12 protein-coding genes and 1 tRNA gene are annotated in these 14,418 nt (G+C 57.5%); 3 read left to right on the top strand and 10 right to left on the bottom strand.

All coding sequences use genetic code 11. From position 1 onward, the window contains the following. Nucleotides 1-212: 212 nt before the first annotated feature. Nucleotides 213-1,235, top strand: coding sequence for a DUF1338 domain-containing protein (locus GHO32_RS18425; RefSeq protein WP_153334996.1), 1,023 nt, complete (start codon nucleotides 213-215; stop codon nucleotides 1,233-1,235). A gap of 61 nt (nucleotides 1,236-1,296) precedes the next feature. Here the strand turns inward: GHO32_RS18425 and azu are convergent, their stop codons facing one another. Further along, nucleotides 1,297-1,743 (bottom strand): azurin, encoded by a 447-nt coding sequence (gene azu, locus GHO32_RS18420; protein WP_048366579.1) that lies wholly within the window; start codon nucleotides 1,741-1,743, stop codon nucleotides 1,297-1,299. A gap of 308 nt (nucleotides 1,744-2,051) precedes the next feature. On the opposite strand from azu, the gene GHO32_RS18415 reads away from it, so the two are divergent. Beyond that, nucleotides 2,052-2,246, top strand: coding sequence for a hypothetical protein (locus GHO32_RS18415; protein ID WP_123751167.1), 195 nt, complete (start codon nucleotides 2,052-2,054; stop codon nucleotides 2,244-2,246). Between the two features lie 80 nt (nucleotides 2,247-2,326). Here GHO32_RS18415 and GHO32_RS18410 read toward each other — a convergent pair whose 3' ends face one another. The 9 genes from GHO32_RS18410 to rnr form a co-directional block, all read right to left on the bottom strand. Beyond that, nucleotides 2,327-4,633 carry a YgiQ family radical SAM protein gene (locus tag GHO32_RS18410; RefSeq protein ID WP_123751166.1) on the bottom strand — a complete coding sequence of 769 codons (2,307 nt, stop codon included), beginning with the start codon at nucleotides 4,631-4,633 and terminating at the stop codon, nucleotides 2,327-2,329. Between the two features lie 141 nt (nucleotides 4,634-4,774). Beyond that, nucleotides 4,775-6,436: an isopentenyl-diphosphate Delta-isomerase gene (gene idi, locus GHO32_RS26655; protein WP_256671011.1), complete on the bottom strand. Its 1,662-nt coding sequence runs from the start codon at nucleotides 6,434-6,436 to the stop codon at nucleotides 4,775-4,777. A 121-nt stretch (nucleotides 6,437-6,557) separates the two neighbouring features. Further along, nucleotides 6,558-7,952 carry a replicative DNA helicase gene (gene dnaB, locus GHO32_RS18400; protein ID WP_153334995.1) on the bottom strand — a complete coding sequence of 465 codons (1,395 nt, stop codon included), beginning with the start codon at nucleotides 7,950-7,952 and terminating at the stop codon, nucleotides 6,558-6,560. A 122-nt stretch (nucleotides 7,953-8,074) separates the two neighbouring features. After that, nucleotides 8,075-8,521 (bottom strand): 50S ribosomal protein L9, encoded by a 447-nt coding sequence (gene rplI, locus GHO32_RS18395; protein WP_048366584.1) that lies wholly within the window; start codon nucleotides 8,519-8,521, stop codon nucleotides 8,075-8,077. A 19-nt stretch (nucleotides 8,522-8,540) separates the two neighbouring features. Further along, entirely contained in the window at nucleotides 8,541-9,437 is an 897-nt protein-coding gene (locus GHO32_RS18390; protein ID WP_048366585.1) for a hypothetical protein, read from the bottom strand. A 36-nt stretch (nucleotides 9,438-9,473) separates the two neighbouring features. Further along, complete coding sequence (gene rpsR, locus GHO32_RS18385) at nucleotides 9,474-9,704, bottom strand: 30S ribosomal protein S18 (protein ID WP_003171373.1); 231 nt, start codon at nucleotides 9,702-9,704, stop codon at nucleotides 9,474-9,476. Between the two features lie 28 nt (nucleotides 9,705-9,732). Further along, entirely contained in the window at nucleotides 9,733-10,158 is a 426-nt protein-coding gene (gene rpsF, locus GHO32_RS18380; protein ID WP_003439045.1) for a 30S ribosomal protein S6, read from the bottom strand. Between the two features lie 276 nt (nucleotides 10,159-10,434). Beyond that, nucleotides 10,435-11,202 (bottom strand): 23S rRNA (guanosine(2251)-2'-O)-methyltransferase RlmB, encoded by a 768-nt coding sequence (gene rlmB / locus GHO32_RS18375; RefSeq protein ID WP_048366586.1) that lies wholly within the window; start codon nucleotides 11,200-11,202, stop codon nucleotides 10,435-10,437. Beyond that, complete coding sequence (gene rnr, locus GHO32_RS18370) at nucleotides 11,199-13,862, bottom strand: ribonuclease R (protein ID WP_153334994.1); 2,664 nt, start codon at nucleotides 13,860-13,862, stop codon at nucleotides 11,199-11,201. Before rnr ends, rlmB begins: the two co-directional genes overlap by 4 nt. Nucleotides 13,863-14,085: 223 nt before the next feature. Here rnr and GHO32_RS18365 point away from each other — a divergent pair. Next, nucleotides 14,086-14,172 (top strand) — tRNA-Leu (locus GHO32_RS18365). Nucleotides 14,173-14,418 lie beyond the last annotated feature (246 nt).

Genomic DNA, 14,418 nt, shown 5'->3' with positions numbered 1-14,418 from the left:
GCACTCGAATACTCCGGTCGCGACATCTTACTCGTTACGTTATAACGGCCAGATGAAGATTTTGACGGGCAGCTTTCATCATCAAAAGGCCGCGTAGGCCTGTCTGCACCACAGCCAGAAAAAACGGAATGAACCCCGCATTTTTTTTCGCTTGTCCGCACGGGGCTCAAGGGCTTTGATAGACCTCTATTTGGTCGTCAGAGCCCTGCCCCATGTCTTCTTTCGATGGTTTGTTCTCTTTGGTTGAATCGGCACTCGATCAGCCAACCGCTCACTGGTTGCGCGAGCATGTGGAGGTGCCCCCTGCCTTGCAGCGCTTTAACTGGAGCGAACAGTCGCTGCACCGCGTATGGCTCGCGCAAGCGCTGAACCTGTGTTTGTTCCACACCTTGGTCAACGCTGTGCCAGATGGCCGACGGTATGTCGAAGAACAAGCCCGGCAAGGACGCAAGGTGGTCTTTGATCACGGCGCCATTCGCACGGTGGACTGGCCCATTAACGGCCAATTGCCGCGCGGCCGTCAGGCGTTTGCGCGCTTGCTGGAGCCGCTGGGCTTTACCGATGTGCGCACCTACCCGCTGACCAAACTGAACATGACCGGTTGGGGCTATCGCCAGATGGACCTGCCTGAAGACATTGCGCAGTTTTTTGTCTCGGAATTGCACCCCGGGCGCTTCAGCGAGGCCTTTCAGCACGCTGTCAGTCGTGTGGTCGGCTCAAGCCTCGACCCGCTGCAGCCTGAACACCTGAGCCTGCTCAACCGCCTGAGCCTGACCCGCCATTGCAGCCTGAGCGAGGCCCGCACGCTGTTGCCCGCCTTGCACCGCGCCTTTGGCCGCCAACACGGCGTAGTCCACGCTGCGGACTACCAGTGCTTGCTCAACGAAAGCGCAGAAATGGCCTGGATCGCCACCGAGGGCAACAGCTTCAACCACTTGACCGACCGCGTGCAGGACCTGAACGCCTGCGTCGCCCAGCAGCGCGAATTGCAGCGGCCAATGAAAGACAGCATTGAGGTGTCAGCTTCGGGGCGGGTCATGCAGACGGCCTACCGCGCCTGCACCGTCACCCGCGAGCTGATCGATGCCCAAGGTCAGTGCCGCGAGCATCAAGTGCCGGGCTCGTTTGTCGAATTTATTCAGCGCAAGGTCGACCCGGACACCGGGCGCATCGACCTGAACTTCGACAGCAGCAACGCCCAAGGCATTTTCAAGATGACCGACTCAAAAGCCTGAGCCTGAATGCAAACAGCCCCGACGGCGCAACGCACGTCAGGGCTGTTTGAGGGACCTGCGCTTATTTCAGCGTGACGGTGCCTTTCATCATCGAGATATGGCCCGGGAACGAGCAGAAGAACCCGTACTTCTCGTCCGCTTTGAGCTTGGAGACATCAAAGGTCACGGAGTCGGTTTCGCCAGCGCCAATCACCTTGGTGTGTGCGATGATGCGCGTGTCGCCATCCTTCAGATAGTCTTTGTCGATACCCGCGCTCAGACCATCAGTGGAGATAGGCTGCATATCGGCTTCTTTACTCAGTACCCAGTTATGGCCCATGACTGCTTTTGGCAAGCTACCGGAGTGTGTCAGCTCTACGGTGAAGGTTTTGCAGGACTTGTCGATCTCGATAGCTTTGGTGTTGAACGACATTTGGTCGGTCGAATCAACGGTGACCTTGCACTCAGCTGCTAACAATTGGCCGCTGGCCAAGGTCAAAAGAGATACCGCAACAACTTTTGCAAACATGGTTTTTCTCCAAGGTAGGGTACAAAAAATCCATTATTTGTATACAGGATGCACGAAAACGGACGTTGTTCCAATGACCCACGTCACGTCCTGACGTTTTTTGTCATGACCTTCTATCAGGCAAACGAACGTTAGACCAGCATCCTTAGGCCATTTTGGGCTTTTTCGGGGTTTAATCGGCATCTGGGTGTAGAGTCGTGTTTTGCGCGCAAACAGCCTGCTGGCAAAAACCCAGCTAACGGCAAGGCACTAATACAGGGCAGAATACGCGCCGCTCAACCTCACCTTCGACCCCAAGAGGATCGCTCATGGCCAAACCCAACTATAACTTCGCCAAACGTCAACGAGACCTGGCTAAAGAGCAGAAGAAAGAGGAAAAGCTCGCGCGCAAAAAAGCCGCAGCAGAAGGCACTCCTGTAGAGAACGATCAAGACGTTGATGCAGAACACGAAGTCGCGCAAGAAGACGCAGACGCCACCGAAACCCCAGCCCCCCACGCGTAACCCCACACCCCAGAATGCACAACGCCAGCCCGAAGGCTGGCGTTGGTGTAGGCCGTGCACTTATCTGTAGGAGCGAGCTTTTAGCGCGGGACTACGGGCTTGCGCACAGGCTTCTTGCCTTTACCGCCCTTGGCGGCTTCCTGACGCTCTTTGGCCGCCTGTTTGTTACGGGCAAACGCCGCAGCCTTGGCCTCTTCACGCTTGTCCCACGGGTTGCCACCATCGCTGGCACGCGGCGGCAAGCCGGTGTGTTGCGTCAGGATCTTGGTGGTTTTGCCACCGGCAACCTTATGACTGCCAGCCGGCGTCGAGTTTTTACGGCGCGCGCTCTGGTAGCTGTCGGTCGCCGGCTGATGCAGCGGGATCAGTTGATCCTTGCCCGAGCCGATCAAGTCAGCACGGCCCATGCGGGTCAGTGCCTCGCGCAGCATCGGCCAACCTTTAGGGTCGTGATAACGCAAGAACGCCTTGTGCAGACGACGCTGCTCTTCGCTCTTGACGATGGTCACGCCGTCACTCTTGTAAGTGACCTTGCGCAGCGGGTTCTTGCCCGAGTGGTACATCGCCGTGGCCGTGGCCATGGGCGACGGGTAGAACGCCTGCACTTGGTCTGCCCGGAAACCGTTGCCCTTGAGCCACAGCGCCAGGTTCATCATGTCTTCGTCGGTGGTGCCAGGGTGCGCCGCAATGAAGTACGGGATCAGGTACTGCTCTTTGCCTGCTTCCTTGGTGTACTTCTCGAACATGCGCTTGAAGCGGTCATAGGTGCCAATGCCCGGCTTCATCATCTGGTTGAGCGGACCTTCCTCGGTGTGTTCCGGGGCGATCTTCAGGTAACCGCCCACGTGGTGGGTTACCAGCTCTTTAACGTACTCCGGCGACTCGACCGCAAGGTCATAACGCAGGCCGGAAGCGATCAGGATCTTCTTCACACCCGGCAGGGCACGGGCGCTGCGATACAGCTGGATCAGCGACGAGTGGTCGGTGTTCAGGTTCGGGCAGATACCCGGGAACACGCATGACGGCTTGCGGCACGCGGATTCGATTTCCGGGCTCTTGCAGGCGATGCGGTACATGTTCGCGGTCGGGCCGCCGAGGTCGGAAATGACGCCGGTGAAACCCGGCACCTTGTCGCGGATCTCTTCGATTTCACGAATGATCGACTCTTCGGAGCGGTTCTGAATGATCCGGCCTTCGTGCTCGGTAATCGAGCAGAAGGTGCAGCCACCAAAGCAGCCACGCATGATGTTCACCGAGAAACGGATCATGTCGTAGGCAGGAATTTTTTCCTTGCCGTAGGCCGGGTGCGGAATACGTGCGTAAGGCATGCCAAATACGTAGTCCATCTCTTCGGTGGTCATCGGAATCGGAGGCGGGTTGAACCACACGTCCACTTCGCCATGCTTCTGCACCAGCGCGCGGGCGTTGCCCGGGTTGGTTTCAAGGTGAAGCACGCGGTTGGCGTGAGCGTACAGCACCGCGTCAGCACGGACCTTTTCAACAGACGGCAAGCGAATCACCGTCTTGTCACGGGTCATGCGCGGGCTGGCCAGGATCTGCACGACCTTGGCTTCGTTCGGGTCTTCAACCGGGCCTTTTTCTTGCTCGATGGCGCAGGCCTGAGTGTCCTGGGTGTTCACATACGGGTTGATGATCTTGTCGATCTTGCCCGGACGGTCGATACGCGTGGAGTCCACTTCGTACCAGTCTTTGGGCGTGTCACGGCGAATGAACGCGGTACCGCGCACGTCAGTGATGTCTTCGATCTTGTGGCCATAAGACAGGCGCTGGGCAACTTCGACAATGGCCCGCTCGGCGTTGCCGTACAGCAGGATGTCGGCGCAGGCGTCGATCAGGATCGAGTTGCGTACGCGGTCTTGCCAGTAGTCGTAATGGGCAATGCGGCGCAGGGAGGCCTCGATGCCACCGAGCACAATCGGGACATTTTTGTAGGCTTCTTTACAGCGCTGGCTGTACACCAGGCTCGCGCGGTCCGGACGTTTGCCAGCCATGCCACCAGGGGTGTAGGCGTCATCGGAGCGGACTTTTTTGTCAGCGGTGTAGCGGTTGATCATCGAGTCCATGTTGCCGGCCGCAACGCCGAAGAACAGGTTCGGCTCGCCCAGCTTCATGAAGTCGTCTTTGGACTGCCAGTTCGGCTGGGCAATGATGCCCACACGGAAACCCTGGGACTCCAGCAAGCGGCCGATGATGGCCATGCCAAACGACGGGTGATCGACATACGCATCACCGGTCACGATGATGATGTCGCATGAATCCCAGCCAAGCTGATCCATCTCCTCCCTGCTCATGGGCAGGAATGGCGCTGGCCCGAAACATTCGGCCCAGTACTTCGGATAGTCAAAAATTGGCTTCGCTGCTTGCATGTCGATGACCGGTGTTGAGTGCAAAAAAAGGGCGCGACATTTACTGAGAAATTCGCGGGCGCGGAATATAGCACAAAAAATGACCAATTCCGACTGTAACGCTGGGCTTTCTTGGCAAGTCGAACGCCGGACAGCTTGGCCTCAAATACCCGAATTTGACGGAGGATCCGCGAGGAAATCAATAGAACTGCGCGGCCACTGATGAATGGCCCAGGCCGCCTCGTGCCACTGCGCATCCAGCGGGGTGAGCGGCAACCGACGGGCGGCGAATTTAAACAACAGGCGTAAGCCGGTATTGGACCGCTGCGAGGCTCGGGTCAGGCGCATCATCAGGGCCACTTGCGAGCGGGAGATCCTGACCTCCGGCTCAGAGCTGAAACCCGGACGCGCATGGATCTTGCGCAAAGTCAGCAGGGTCAAGCCAATAGTCCACAGGAGAAAACGACGAATCCCATCGTGCTTGGCAGGAATCAGCAGCGCGTACTCAAGGGCTCGCTGCAAGTGAGCGTGTGCGGTGCCCACCAACTCGCAAAGCGCTCGATCAAAGCCAGGACTCCTCTGGCCTGCTTGCAAAGCCAACAACTCGACTGCGTGCTCCGCAAAAAGGTCTTGCGGGAGCCAACAAATGCCCTGCTGACGGTCCTCCCATTGGTCCTTGAGGATATTGGTCAATTGCAACGCAGCACCAAAGGACACCGACAGGCGTGACAGTAAGGCACGCTGTGAGCCAAGCGCTGGCTCATAATCGATAAAGAACGTGGTCAGCATTTCACCGACCACACCGGCAGCGCAGTAGCAGTAACGATCCAGATCATGACGGGTAGTTAACCCCTTGAGGCTCAGGTCACGGCGAAACTCGCTCATGCCTTTGCCCATGACGGCCAGGCAATCGACAATCGCATCGCGTTGAAGCGGGCTCAGTTGGCTATTGGCTTCCATGACCCAGGCCAAATGCTCTAATAAGTCATGCTCAGCCTTTAGGGTTTGCACGCTCAGTAAGGCGCCGACCTCATCACTTAAACGCCGGGCATCCATTTGCCCGGACACGACGGCCAAAAGTGAGCCTTCATACAGGCGTATCTGCTCCAGAGAGAGCGCAGGTTCATCTTCTATCGTGTCGGCGAGACGCAGAATCAAATAAGCATTGGTAACGGCAGGCGAGAGTTCGACTGGTAACTGAGGGATGGTTAGCGCAAAGGTACGCGAGACACGCGCAAGTATTTCACCCTGAAAAAAAGCTCGTTCTGCTTTTGTGGCTTGCGGCTTTCTCAATTGAGCCCGTTGGCTCCACTGCTCAAGCTGGTTACCGCTGCTGACGAGGATTGTCTTGAACCAGACGGTGAACAGTTCGGGCTCGGCGCCCATCCAGCTCAATAGCCGGTGCGGTTCGATCCACCTCCAGTCAGACGCTTCAGCAGGGTTGGGGACAGGCTCGCCGTCATGGCGACCTATGTAGACGTGGTCAAATTCATGTTCGATAAGCCCGCCCGGCACCTGCGCTTCATAGATAAAGGCAGTGACTTCTTGCAACGCGCAATCAAAGCCCATTTCTTCGCCGAGCCGGCGATGAGCCGCGTCTTCAGTAGGCTCGCCATCGCGCGGATGTCCGCAACAGGTATTGGTCCACAAACCGCCGGAGTGGTATTTCTCCGGCGCCCGACGCTGGAGCAACAACCAACCACGGGAGTCGAACACGAAGAGGGAAAAAGCGCGGTGAAGCAAGCCTTCTTGATGGGCCTTAAGTTTATTCGCCACCCCGGTTTGCTGATCATTGGCATCAACCAAAATGAGAAGCTCATCCATTACCGGCACTCCTGAATGACTCACACCATCGCGCAGTCATTAGGGGCACAGGCAAATACCCGCCGTAACTGTCAAACATGACAGTGCCGATGAGCGGTAGCGATCAGAAATGGGCGACGGGTTACTCGTCGTCGAAGTTGTAACTGCCCGGCGCGAGGTTTTCGAAGCGTGTGTATTTGCCGATAAACGCCAAACGCGCCGTACCGATCGGGCCGTTACGCTGTTTGCCAATGATGATTTCAGCAACGCCCTTATGCTCGGTTTCGGGGTGGTACACCTCGTCCCGGTACACGAACATGATGACGTCGGCGTCCTGCTCGATGGCTCCGGATTCACGCAAGTCGGAGTTGATCGGGCGTTTGTTGGGCCGTTGTTCCAGGGAACGGTTGAGCTGCGACAGGGCAATCACCGGGCAATTGAATTCCTTGGCCAGCGCTTTCAGGGACCGCGAGATCTCGGAAATCTCGTTGGTCCGGTTATCGCCCCCCGAACCCGGGATCTGCATCAACTGCAGGTAGTCGATCATGATCATGCCAATCTCGCCGTGCTCACGCACCAGGCGCCGGGTACGGGCACGCATCTCGGACGGGCTGATACCGGCCGTGTCATCGATGAACAGCTTGCGATCGTTGAGCAGGTTGACCGCCGAGGTCAGGCGTGGCCAGTCGTCATCTTCGAGGCGACCCGCACGCACTTTGCTCTGATCGATACGCCCAAGCGACGAGAGCATACGCATGATCAGCGATTCACCTGGCATCTCAAGCGAGTAAACCAGTACCGCCTTGTCGCTGCGCAACACGGCGTTCTCAACAAGGTTCATGGCGAAGGTGGTTTTACCCATCGATGGACGGCCCGCGACGATGATCAAGTCGGCTGGCTGCAAGCCGCTGGTCATGTTGTCGAGGTCGGTATAGCCGGTGGACAAGCCGGTAATGGCTTCGTCGGTATTAAACAGGGTGTCGATCCGGTCGATGGCTTTGGTCAACAGGTCGTTGACGCTCACCGGGCCGCCGGTTTTAGGCCGGGCCTCGGCAATCGCGAAAATCTGCCGTTCAGCTTCGTCGAGGATCTCTTCTGCGGTGCGGCCTTCCGGGTTGAAGGCGCTGTCGGCAATTTCAGTGCTGATGCCGATCAGTTGGCGCAACGTCGCACGCTGACGAACGATCTGGGCGTAGGCCTTGATGTTCGCCACCGACGGGGTGTTCTTCGCCAGTTCGCCCAGGTAGCCCAGACCACCGACTTGCGAGGTCTGACCTTCCTTGTTCAGTTGCTCGGCAAGGGTCACGACGTCAATCGGTGAGTTCTGGTCGGCCAGCTTGGCGATGGCGCGGAAAATCAGGCGATGGTCATGCCGATAAAAATCGCCGTCCGAGACCTGATCCAACACGCGTTCCCAGGCGTTGTTGTCCAGCATCAGACCACCGAGTACAGCCTGTTCGGCCTCGATGGAGTGCGGCGGCACCTTCAGGGCTGCGGTTTGCAGGTCGTATTGCTCAGGAGCGGAAATATCGTTCATGGCCACGTGTCAGTTTGGGGTGAAAATCAGGATCAGCAGAAAGACAAAGGGCACGACCTGTAAACAGGATCGTGCCCGATGTTAACCGTCCAGCACACACGGTGCCAGTCAGTTAAGACTGCTTAAGCAGCTACCACAACAACGCGTACGGTTGCTTCAACTTCGGCGTGCAGGTGCACAGCCACGTCGAATTCGCCAACGTTGCGGATAGTGCCGTTCGGCAGACGAACTTCGCTTTTTGCAACTTCAACGCCAGAGGCGGTCAGTGCATCAGCGATGTCGTGAGTACCGATCGAACCGAACAGCTTGCCTTCGTCACCGGCGGTGGCAGTGATAGTCACTTCCAGCTCGCCCAGTTGAGCAGCACGAGTTTCGGCCGAAGCTTTCTTGTCAGCTGCTGCTTTTTCCAGCTCAGCGCGACGCTCTTCAAACGCAGCCAGGTTGGCAGCGGTTGCAGCGGTAGCTTTGCCGTACGGCAGCAGGTAGTTACGACCGTAGCCGGCCTTAACATTTACTTTGTCGCCCAGGTTGCCCAGGTTTGCGACTTTTTCCAGAAGGATCAGTTGCATGTGAAAATCCTCTTAACTTTTAACCTTCACCGTCCGCAGAGCCTTTATCAGCGTCTTTCGGCGCCAGACGTCCGCGAAAATCAATCAGGCTGTCGACAATGGCCAAGACCACGAGCAACGGATAGATCAGCTGCATAAACAGCAGCAGCGTGACGTACAACCCCACCAGCCAAAACTTGGCCAGTCGCTTTTTCGCTACCAGCCCGTGTATCAGGGCCAGGCCGGCGAAGAACAACGCTACGCTGCACAACGGCGTCAGCATGGCCATTTGCGGACCGAAGTTCGGACCTACAAGCATGCACGCCAGCAACAATAGCGCTGGTCCCAGCGGTAGGCGGATGCTGCGAAATTCGCTGGCAAAACCGCCCGGGTTATACAACAGCGCTTGCCAGTAACGCCCAAGAATCAGGCTCAGCACGCTGACGACCTGCATCAAAGCTGCAATCAAACCGGTGAGGACGGGTGCAATCAGTGCTCCGAGGCGCGCTCGCTCTACGTCAGATAACTTGTCGTAGAGACCACTGAGGATCTGCGGCAGAAGTTTTTCCAACTCCTGCGCCATCGCACCAATGGGTTCGCGGAAAACCGTGCCCAGAACCACGCCATACACCACACCCAACGCTACGCTGACCAGCAGCACGCGGTACCAGGGCTGACCGGCGCGCAAGAGCATCGCCAATCCCAGGGTTCCCAGCAGCACCATCAAGGTGCGGGGTTCGCCCATAAACCACCAGGCCAAGGCCGGCAGTAAAGCCCATGAGAGGATGCTCAAGGCATCTCTCGGACCGCGCCGCAGGAGCACAAGGCAACCTGCAGCAGCACTCAACCAGAACAAAAACGGCAATGCCGCACATCCGGCCACGATTAACGTGGCCTGCACACGGCCTCGCATGATGAACTCAGCTAGGGCACGCATGCATTCAATCCTTTACTACCTGTCGACTGCCCGGTCTCAGCGGCCGTGGCTGTCGGTGTAGGCCAGCAGGGCCAGGAAGCGGGCGCGCTTGATAGCGGTGGCCAGCTGACGCTGATAACGAGCTTTAGTACCGGTGATGCGGCTTGGAACAATTTTGCCGGTCTCGGATACGTAAGCTTTCAGAGTGTTGAGATCTTTGTAATCGATCTCTTTCACTTCTTCTGCGGTGAAGCGGCAGAATTTACGACGACGGAAGAAACGTGCCATGTAATTGGCTCCTCAAAAGGTCCGTGGATTACTCGTCAGCGTTATCGCTGGCGTCGCTGTTATCGCTGTCATCGCCATCGGCGCTGTCAGAATGCTCAGGACGGTCACGACGCTCACGGCGCTCACTGCGGTTCTCTTCAGCCTTGAGCATCTCGGACTGGCCAGTTACGGCTTCGTCGCGACGGATGACCAGGTTACGGATCACAGCATCGTTGTAACGGAAGTTGTCTTCCAGCTCAGCCAGGGCTTTGCCAGTGCACTCAACGTTCAGCATCACGTAGTGAGCCTTGTGAACATTGTTGATTGCGTAGGCCAGTTGACGACGGCCCCAATCTTCCAGACGGTGGATTTTGCCGCCGTCTTCTTCGATCAGCTTGGTGTAACGCTCTACCATGCCGCCGACTTGTTCGCTTTGATCCGGGTGGACCAAAAAGATGATTTCGTAATGACGCATGAATGCTCCTTACGGGTTGTAGCCTGCCGCTAACTTAAAGCGGTCAGACAAGGAGTGAATGACACTTGTGTGTCTTGCCTAGAGAGGCACATATGCGCCCGCCATGATGGCAAGGGGCGCAATTGTAGAGAAGGGACAAGAGCGACGCAAGGTGATTGGTGATTATTTGAACAATTCAAACACCCCCAAACCGTAGGAGCGAGCTTGCCTCGCGATCTTTTGATCGTTACAAGATCGCGAGGCAAGCTCGCTCCTACAGTTGAGGCCGGGTGTGGGTTATTTCTTTTTGGCAGGGGCCTTGGCTTTAACGCTGCGCTGACGCAGGGCTTCGAACAGGCAAACGCCAGTCGCTACCGAAACGTTCAGACTACTAACGCTGCCCGCCATCGGCAGGCGCACCAGGTAGTCGCAATGCTCGCGGGTCAGGCGGCGCATGCCTTTGCCTTCGGCACCCATGATCATGATGGTCGGGCCGGTCAGGTCTTGCTCGTACAACTCCTGTTCGGCTTCGCCCGCCGTACCGACGATCCACAAGCCACGTTGTTGCAGCTTTTTAAGCGTCGCGGCCAGGTTGGTCACGGCCACCAACGGAATCACTTCCGCCGCGCCGCAGGCTACTTTTCGTACCGTCGGGGTCAGCGTTGCCGACTTGTCTTTAGGCACGATAACTGCCAGTGCACCGGCCGCATCGGCGGTACGCAGGCAAGCACCCAGGTTGTGCGGGTCTGTCACGCCATCCAGCACCAGAATCAGCGGAGCACCTTCGGTGCGATCCAGCAATTCGTTGAGCATGGCCTCGCCCCACACCTGGCTCGGGCTGACATCCGCCACAACGCCCTGGTGTACGCCTTCAACCCAAGCATCCATTTCACGGCGCTCGGCCTGACCGACGTCGATCCGGTTTTCAGCAGCCAGCGCGACCAGGGTCTGGACGCGAGGATCGTTGCGGCTTTCAGCCAACCAGATGTGCTTGACGCGTTTTGGGTGGTGACGAAGCAACGCTTCTACGGCGTGAATGCCGTAGATTTTTTCCAACTGACTCATGACTTGGCCTTAGGTTTGCGCGACCCGCCGCTTTTGCTGGCAGGCGCGACGCCCGATTTTGGCGGGCCTTTACGATGTTTGCTGGGTTTGGAAGGCTTGCCCGCGTCTTTAGCGGGTGCTGCCCTCCCCGACTTTCCCGACTCCGATGCTCGACCGCCGTTTTTCGCGTCGGCCAACAGCGCCTTTTTCACTTCGCGGCTTTTACGCACTTCGGCGTTATTGGCCGCTGCGTCGCTGGAGCGATAAGCACCGTCAGACGCTTTCACGGTTTTGGCTGGCGCACTGCGGCGAGCGGGTTTAGCCGCTTCAACCGGTGGCGGCTCAGTCGGCTTGGTCCCGGATTTGCCCACGTTTTTACGCACAGGCTTTTCGTCGGTGCGGTTTTTACGACCAATCGGCGCGCTGAGGGTTTTCTCAGCCATTTCGAAGTCGATTTTGCGCTCGTCCAGATCAACCCGCATGACGCGCACCTCAACCGTGTCACCCAAGCGGAAGCTGCGACCGGTGCGCTCGCCCGCCAGGCGGTGATGCACAGGGTCAAAGTGGTAATAGTCGCCCGGCAAGGCAGTCACGTGGACCAGACCTTCAACATAAATGTCGGTCAGCTCAACGAACAGGCCAAAACCGGTAACTGCTGTCACCACACCCGGGAACGTCTCGCCTACGCGGTCCTTCATGAACTCGCACTTGAGCCAGTTAGTCACGTCACGCGTGGCTTCATCGGCACGGCGCTCACTCATCGAGCATTGCTCGCCGAGCTGCTCCAAAATCGCTTCGTCGTACGGGTAAATGCGCGCTTTCGGGATGGTCATCGCGCCAGCACGCAGAACGTGCGGGGTATCCTGCTTGGAGTGGATAACGCTGCGAATCGCCCGATGCGTGAGCAAGTCCGGGTAACGACGGATCGGCGAAGTGAAGTGGGTATAGGCTTCGTAGTTCAGGCCGAAGTGGCCCTGGTTATCAGCGCTGTACACCGCCTGGCTCAACGAGCGCAGCATCACGGTCTGGATCAGGTGGTAATCGGGGCGGTCCTTGATGTGCTCAAGCAACGCCTGATAGTCCTTCGGCGAAGGGCCATCCTTGCCTTTGTGCAGGCTCAGACCCAACTCACCGAGGAACGCGCGGAGTTTTTCCAGACGCTCAGGCGGCGGGCCGTCGTGCACACGGTACAGGGCCGGGATTTCGTGCTTCTTGAGGAACTCAGCGGTGGCCACGTTGGCCGCCAGCATGCACTCTTCGATCAGCTTGTGCGCGTCGTTACGCGTGGTTGGGCGAATTTCAGCGATTTTGCGCTCGGAACCGAAGATGATCCGGGTTTCCTGCGTTTCAAAGTCAATCGCGCCACGGGTATGACGAGCGCCCAGCAGCACTTTGTACAGTGCGTACAGTTGCTTGAGGTGCGGCACCACATCAGCGTATTCGCTGCGCAGTTGCTTGGCGTCGCTGGTTTTCGGGTGCTCAAGGATGGTGCTGACCTTGTTGTAGGTCAGACGCGCCTGCGAGTGAATCACCGCTTCGTAGAATTGGTAGTCGGTCATTTCGCCGGTTTTGGAGATGGTCATCTCGCACACCATGGCCAAACGGTCGACTTTCGGGTTCAGGGAGCACAGGCCGTTGGACAACTCCTCGGGCAGCATGGGAATCACGCGCTCCGGGAAGTACACCGAGTTGCCACGCACTTGGGCTTCAGCGTCCAGTGCCGAACCAATTTTCACGTAGCTGGATACGTCGGCAATGGCCACGTAGAGCTTCCAGCCGCCGCCAAACAAGCGCAGCTTGCCGGACTTGGCTTCGCAGTACACAGCGTCATCGAAGTCGCGGGCATCTTCGCCGTCAATGGTGACGAACGGGAGATGGCGCAGGTCAATGCGTTTCTCTTTGTCTTTCTCTTCAACTTCTGGCTTGAGCTTGGCGGCTTCTTTAAGCACAGCCTCCGGCCAGACGTGAGGAATGTCATAGGTGCGCAGCGCGATGTCGATTTCCATGCCGGGCGCCATGTAGTTGCCCACCACCTCAAGCACATCACCCTGCGGCTGGAAGCGCGGGGTCGGCCAGTGAGTGATCTTCACTTCAACGAACTGCCCGATCTTCGCGCCCGCATTGCGGCCCGGAGTCACCAGCACTTCCTGCTGGATTTTCGGGTTATCGGCCACTACAAAGCCGATGCCGCCTTCTTCGAAGTAACGACCCACGATGGTTTCGTGAGCACGCGAGACCACTTCAACGATCACGCCTTCACGACGGCCACGGCGGTCCAGACCCGAAACACGGGCCAGCGCACGGTCGCCATCGAACACCAGACGCATTTGCGCCGGGCTCAGGAACAGGTCGTCGCTGCCATCGTCCGGCACCAAAAAGCCGAAGCCATCACGGTGACCGCTGATGCGGCCCAGGATCAGGTCGAGCTTGTCTACCGGCGCGTACGTGCCACGGCGGGTGTAAATCAGTTGAGCATCGCGCTCCATCGCTCGCAGGCGACGACGCAGGGCTTCAATTTGGTCTTCGGTCGTGAGTCCAAACTCTGCGACCAACTGCTCACGAGCAGCAGGCGAACCGCGTTCAGCCAGATGCTGAAGGATCAGTTCGCGACTTGGGATAGGGTTTTCGTATTTTTCCGCTTCACGTGCGGCCTCGGGATCGAGGGTCTGCCAATCGGCCATTAGATAGTTTTCACCTTGTCTATATGCGGTTAGTTTGGCATACGCGTATTGAAACGGGAAATTTCGGACTCTAGCAGTGCCGTATTAGCCGGTTCTGACGCGTCTGGCGGGCTCAAACACACCGCCCGCGAAATATTTTGAATATTTTTAATCACAACGCTTTACAGGTCAAAGGGGCATCCGTATAGTGCGCGCCATCGACAACGGCGACGTTGCAGATACTGCCCAGATGGTGAAATTGGTAGACACGCCAGCTTCAGGTGCTGGTGGCCGCAAGGCCGTGGAAGTTCGAGTCTTCTTCTGGGCACCAATTTAGAGAGTGAGATTAGTACAATCTTGCATCTCACACAAAACCCGCGAAAGCGGGTTTTTTGCATTTGGGGGTTTCATAAAGAATTTTGATTTATAAACCAAAACAGGGGTTTACAGATCAAATAGCTCTCCGTATAGTGCGCCACATCAACAGCGGCAACGTTGCTGATACTGCCCAGATGGTGAAATTGGTAGACACGCCAGCTTCAGGTGCTGGTGGCCGCAAGGCCGTGGAAGTTCGAGT

This window comes from Pseudomonas sp. FSL R10-2189 (assembly GCF_009600325.1).
Classification (GTDB): Bacteria; Pseudomonadota; Gammaproteobacteria; order Pseudomonadales; family Pseudomonadaceae; genus Aquipseudomonas; species Aquipseudomonas helleri.
This window is presented reverse-complemented; position numbering and strand designations above follow the sequence as displayed.

Coding starts and splice junctions, on each gene's coding strand:
- GHO32_RS18425 (WP_153334996.1), top strand. CDS start 213: ATGTCTTCTTTCGATGGTTTGTTCTCTTTGGTTGAATCGGCACTCGAT.
- azu (WP_048366579.1), bottom strand. CDS start 1,743: ATGTTTGCAAAAGTTGTTGCGGTATCTCTTTTGACCTTGGCCAGCGGC.
- GHO32_RS18415 (WP_123751167.1), top strand. CDS start 2,052: ATGGCCAAACCCAACTATAACTTCGCCAAACGTCAACGAGACCTGGCT.
- GHO32_RS18410 (WP_123751166.1), bottom strand. CDS start 4,633: ATGCAAGCAGCGAAGCCAATTTTTGACTATCCGAAGTACTGGGCCGAA.
- idi (WP_256671011.1), bottom strand. CDS start 6,436: ATGGATGAGCTTCTCATTTTGGTTGATGCCAATGATCAGCAAACCGGG.
- dnaB (WP_153334995.1), bottom strand. CDS start 7,952: ATGAACGATATTTCCGCTCCTGAGCAATACGACCTGCAAACCGCAGCC.
- rplI (WP_048366584.1), bottom strand. CDS start 8,521: ATGCAACTGATCCTTCTGGAAAAAGTCGCAAACCTGGGCAACCTGGGC.
- GHO32_RS18390 (WP_048366585.1), bottom strand. CDS start 9,437: ATGCGTGCCCTAGCTGAGTTCATCATGCGAGGCCGTGTGCAGGCCACG.
- rpsR (WP_003171373.1), bottom strand. CDS start 9,704: ATGGCACGTTTCTTCCGTCGTCGTAAATTCTGCCGCTTCACCGCAGAA.
- rpsF (WP_003439045.1), bottom strand. CDS start 10,158: ATGCGTCATTACGAAATCATCTTTTTGGTCCACCCGGATCAAAGCGAA.
- rlmB (WP_048366586.1), bottom strand. CDS start 11,202: ATGAGTCAGTTGGAAAAAATCTACGGCATTCACGCCGTAGAAGCGTTG.
- rnr (WP_153334994.1), bottom strand. CDS start 13,862: ATGGCCGATTGGCAGACCCTCGATCCCGAGGCCGCACGTGAAGCGGAA.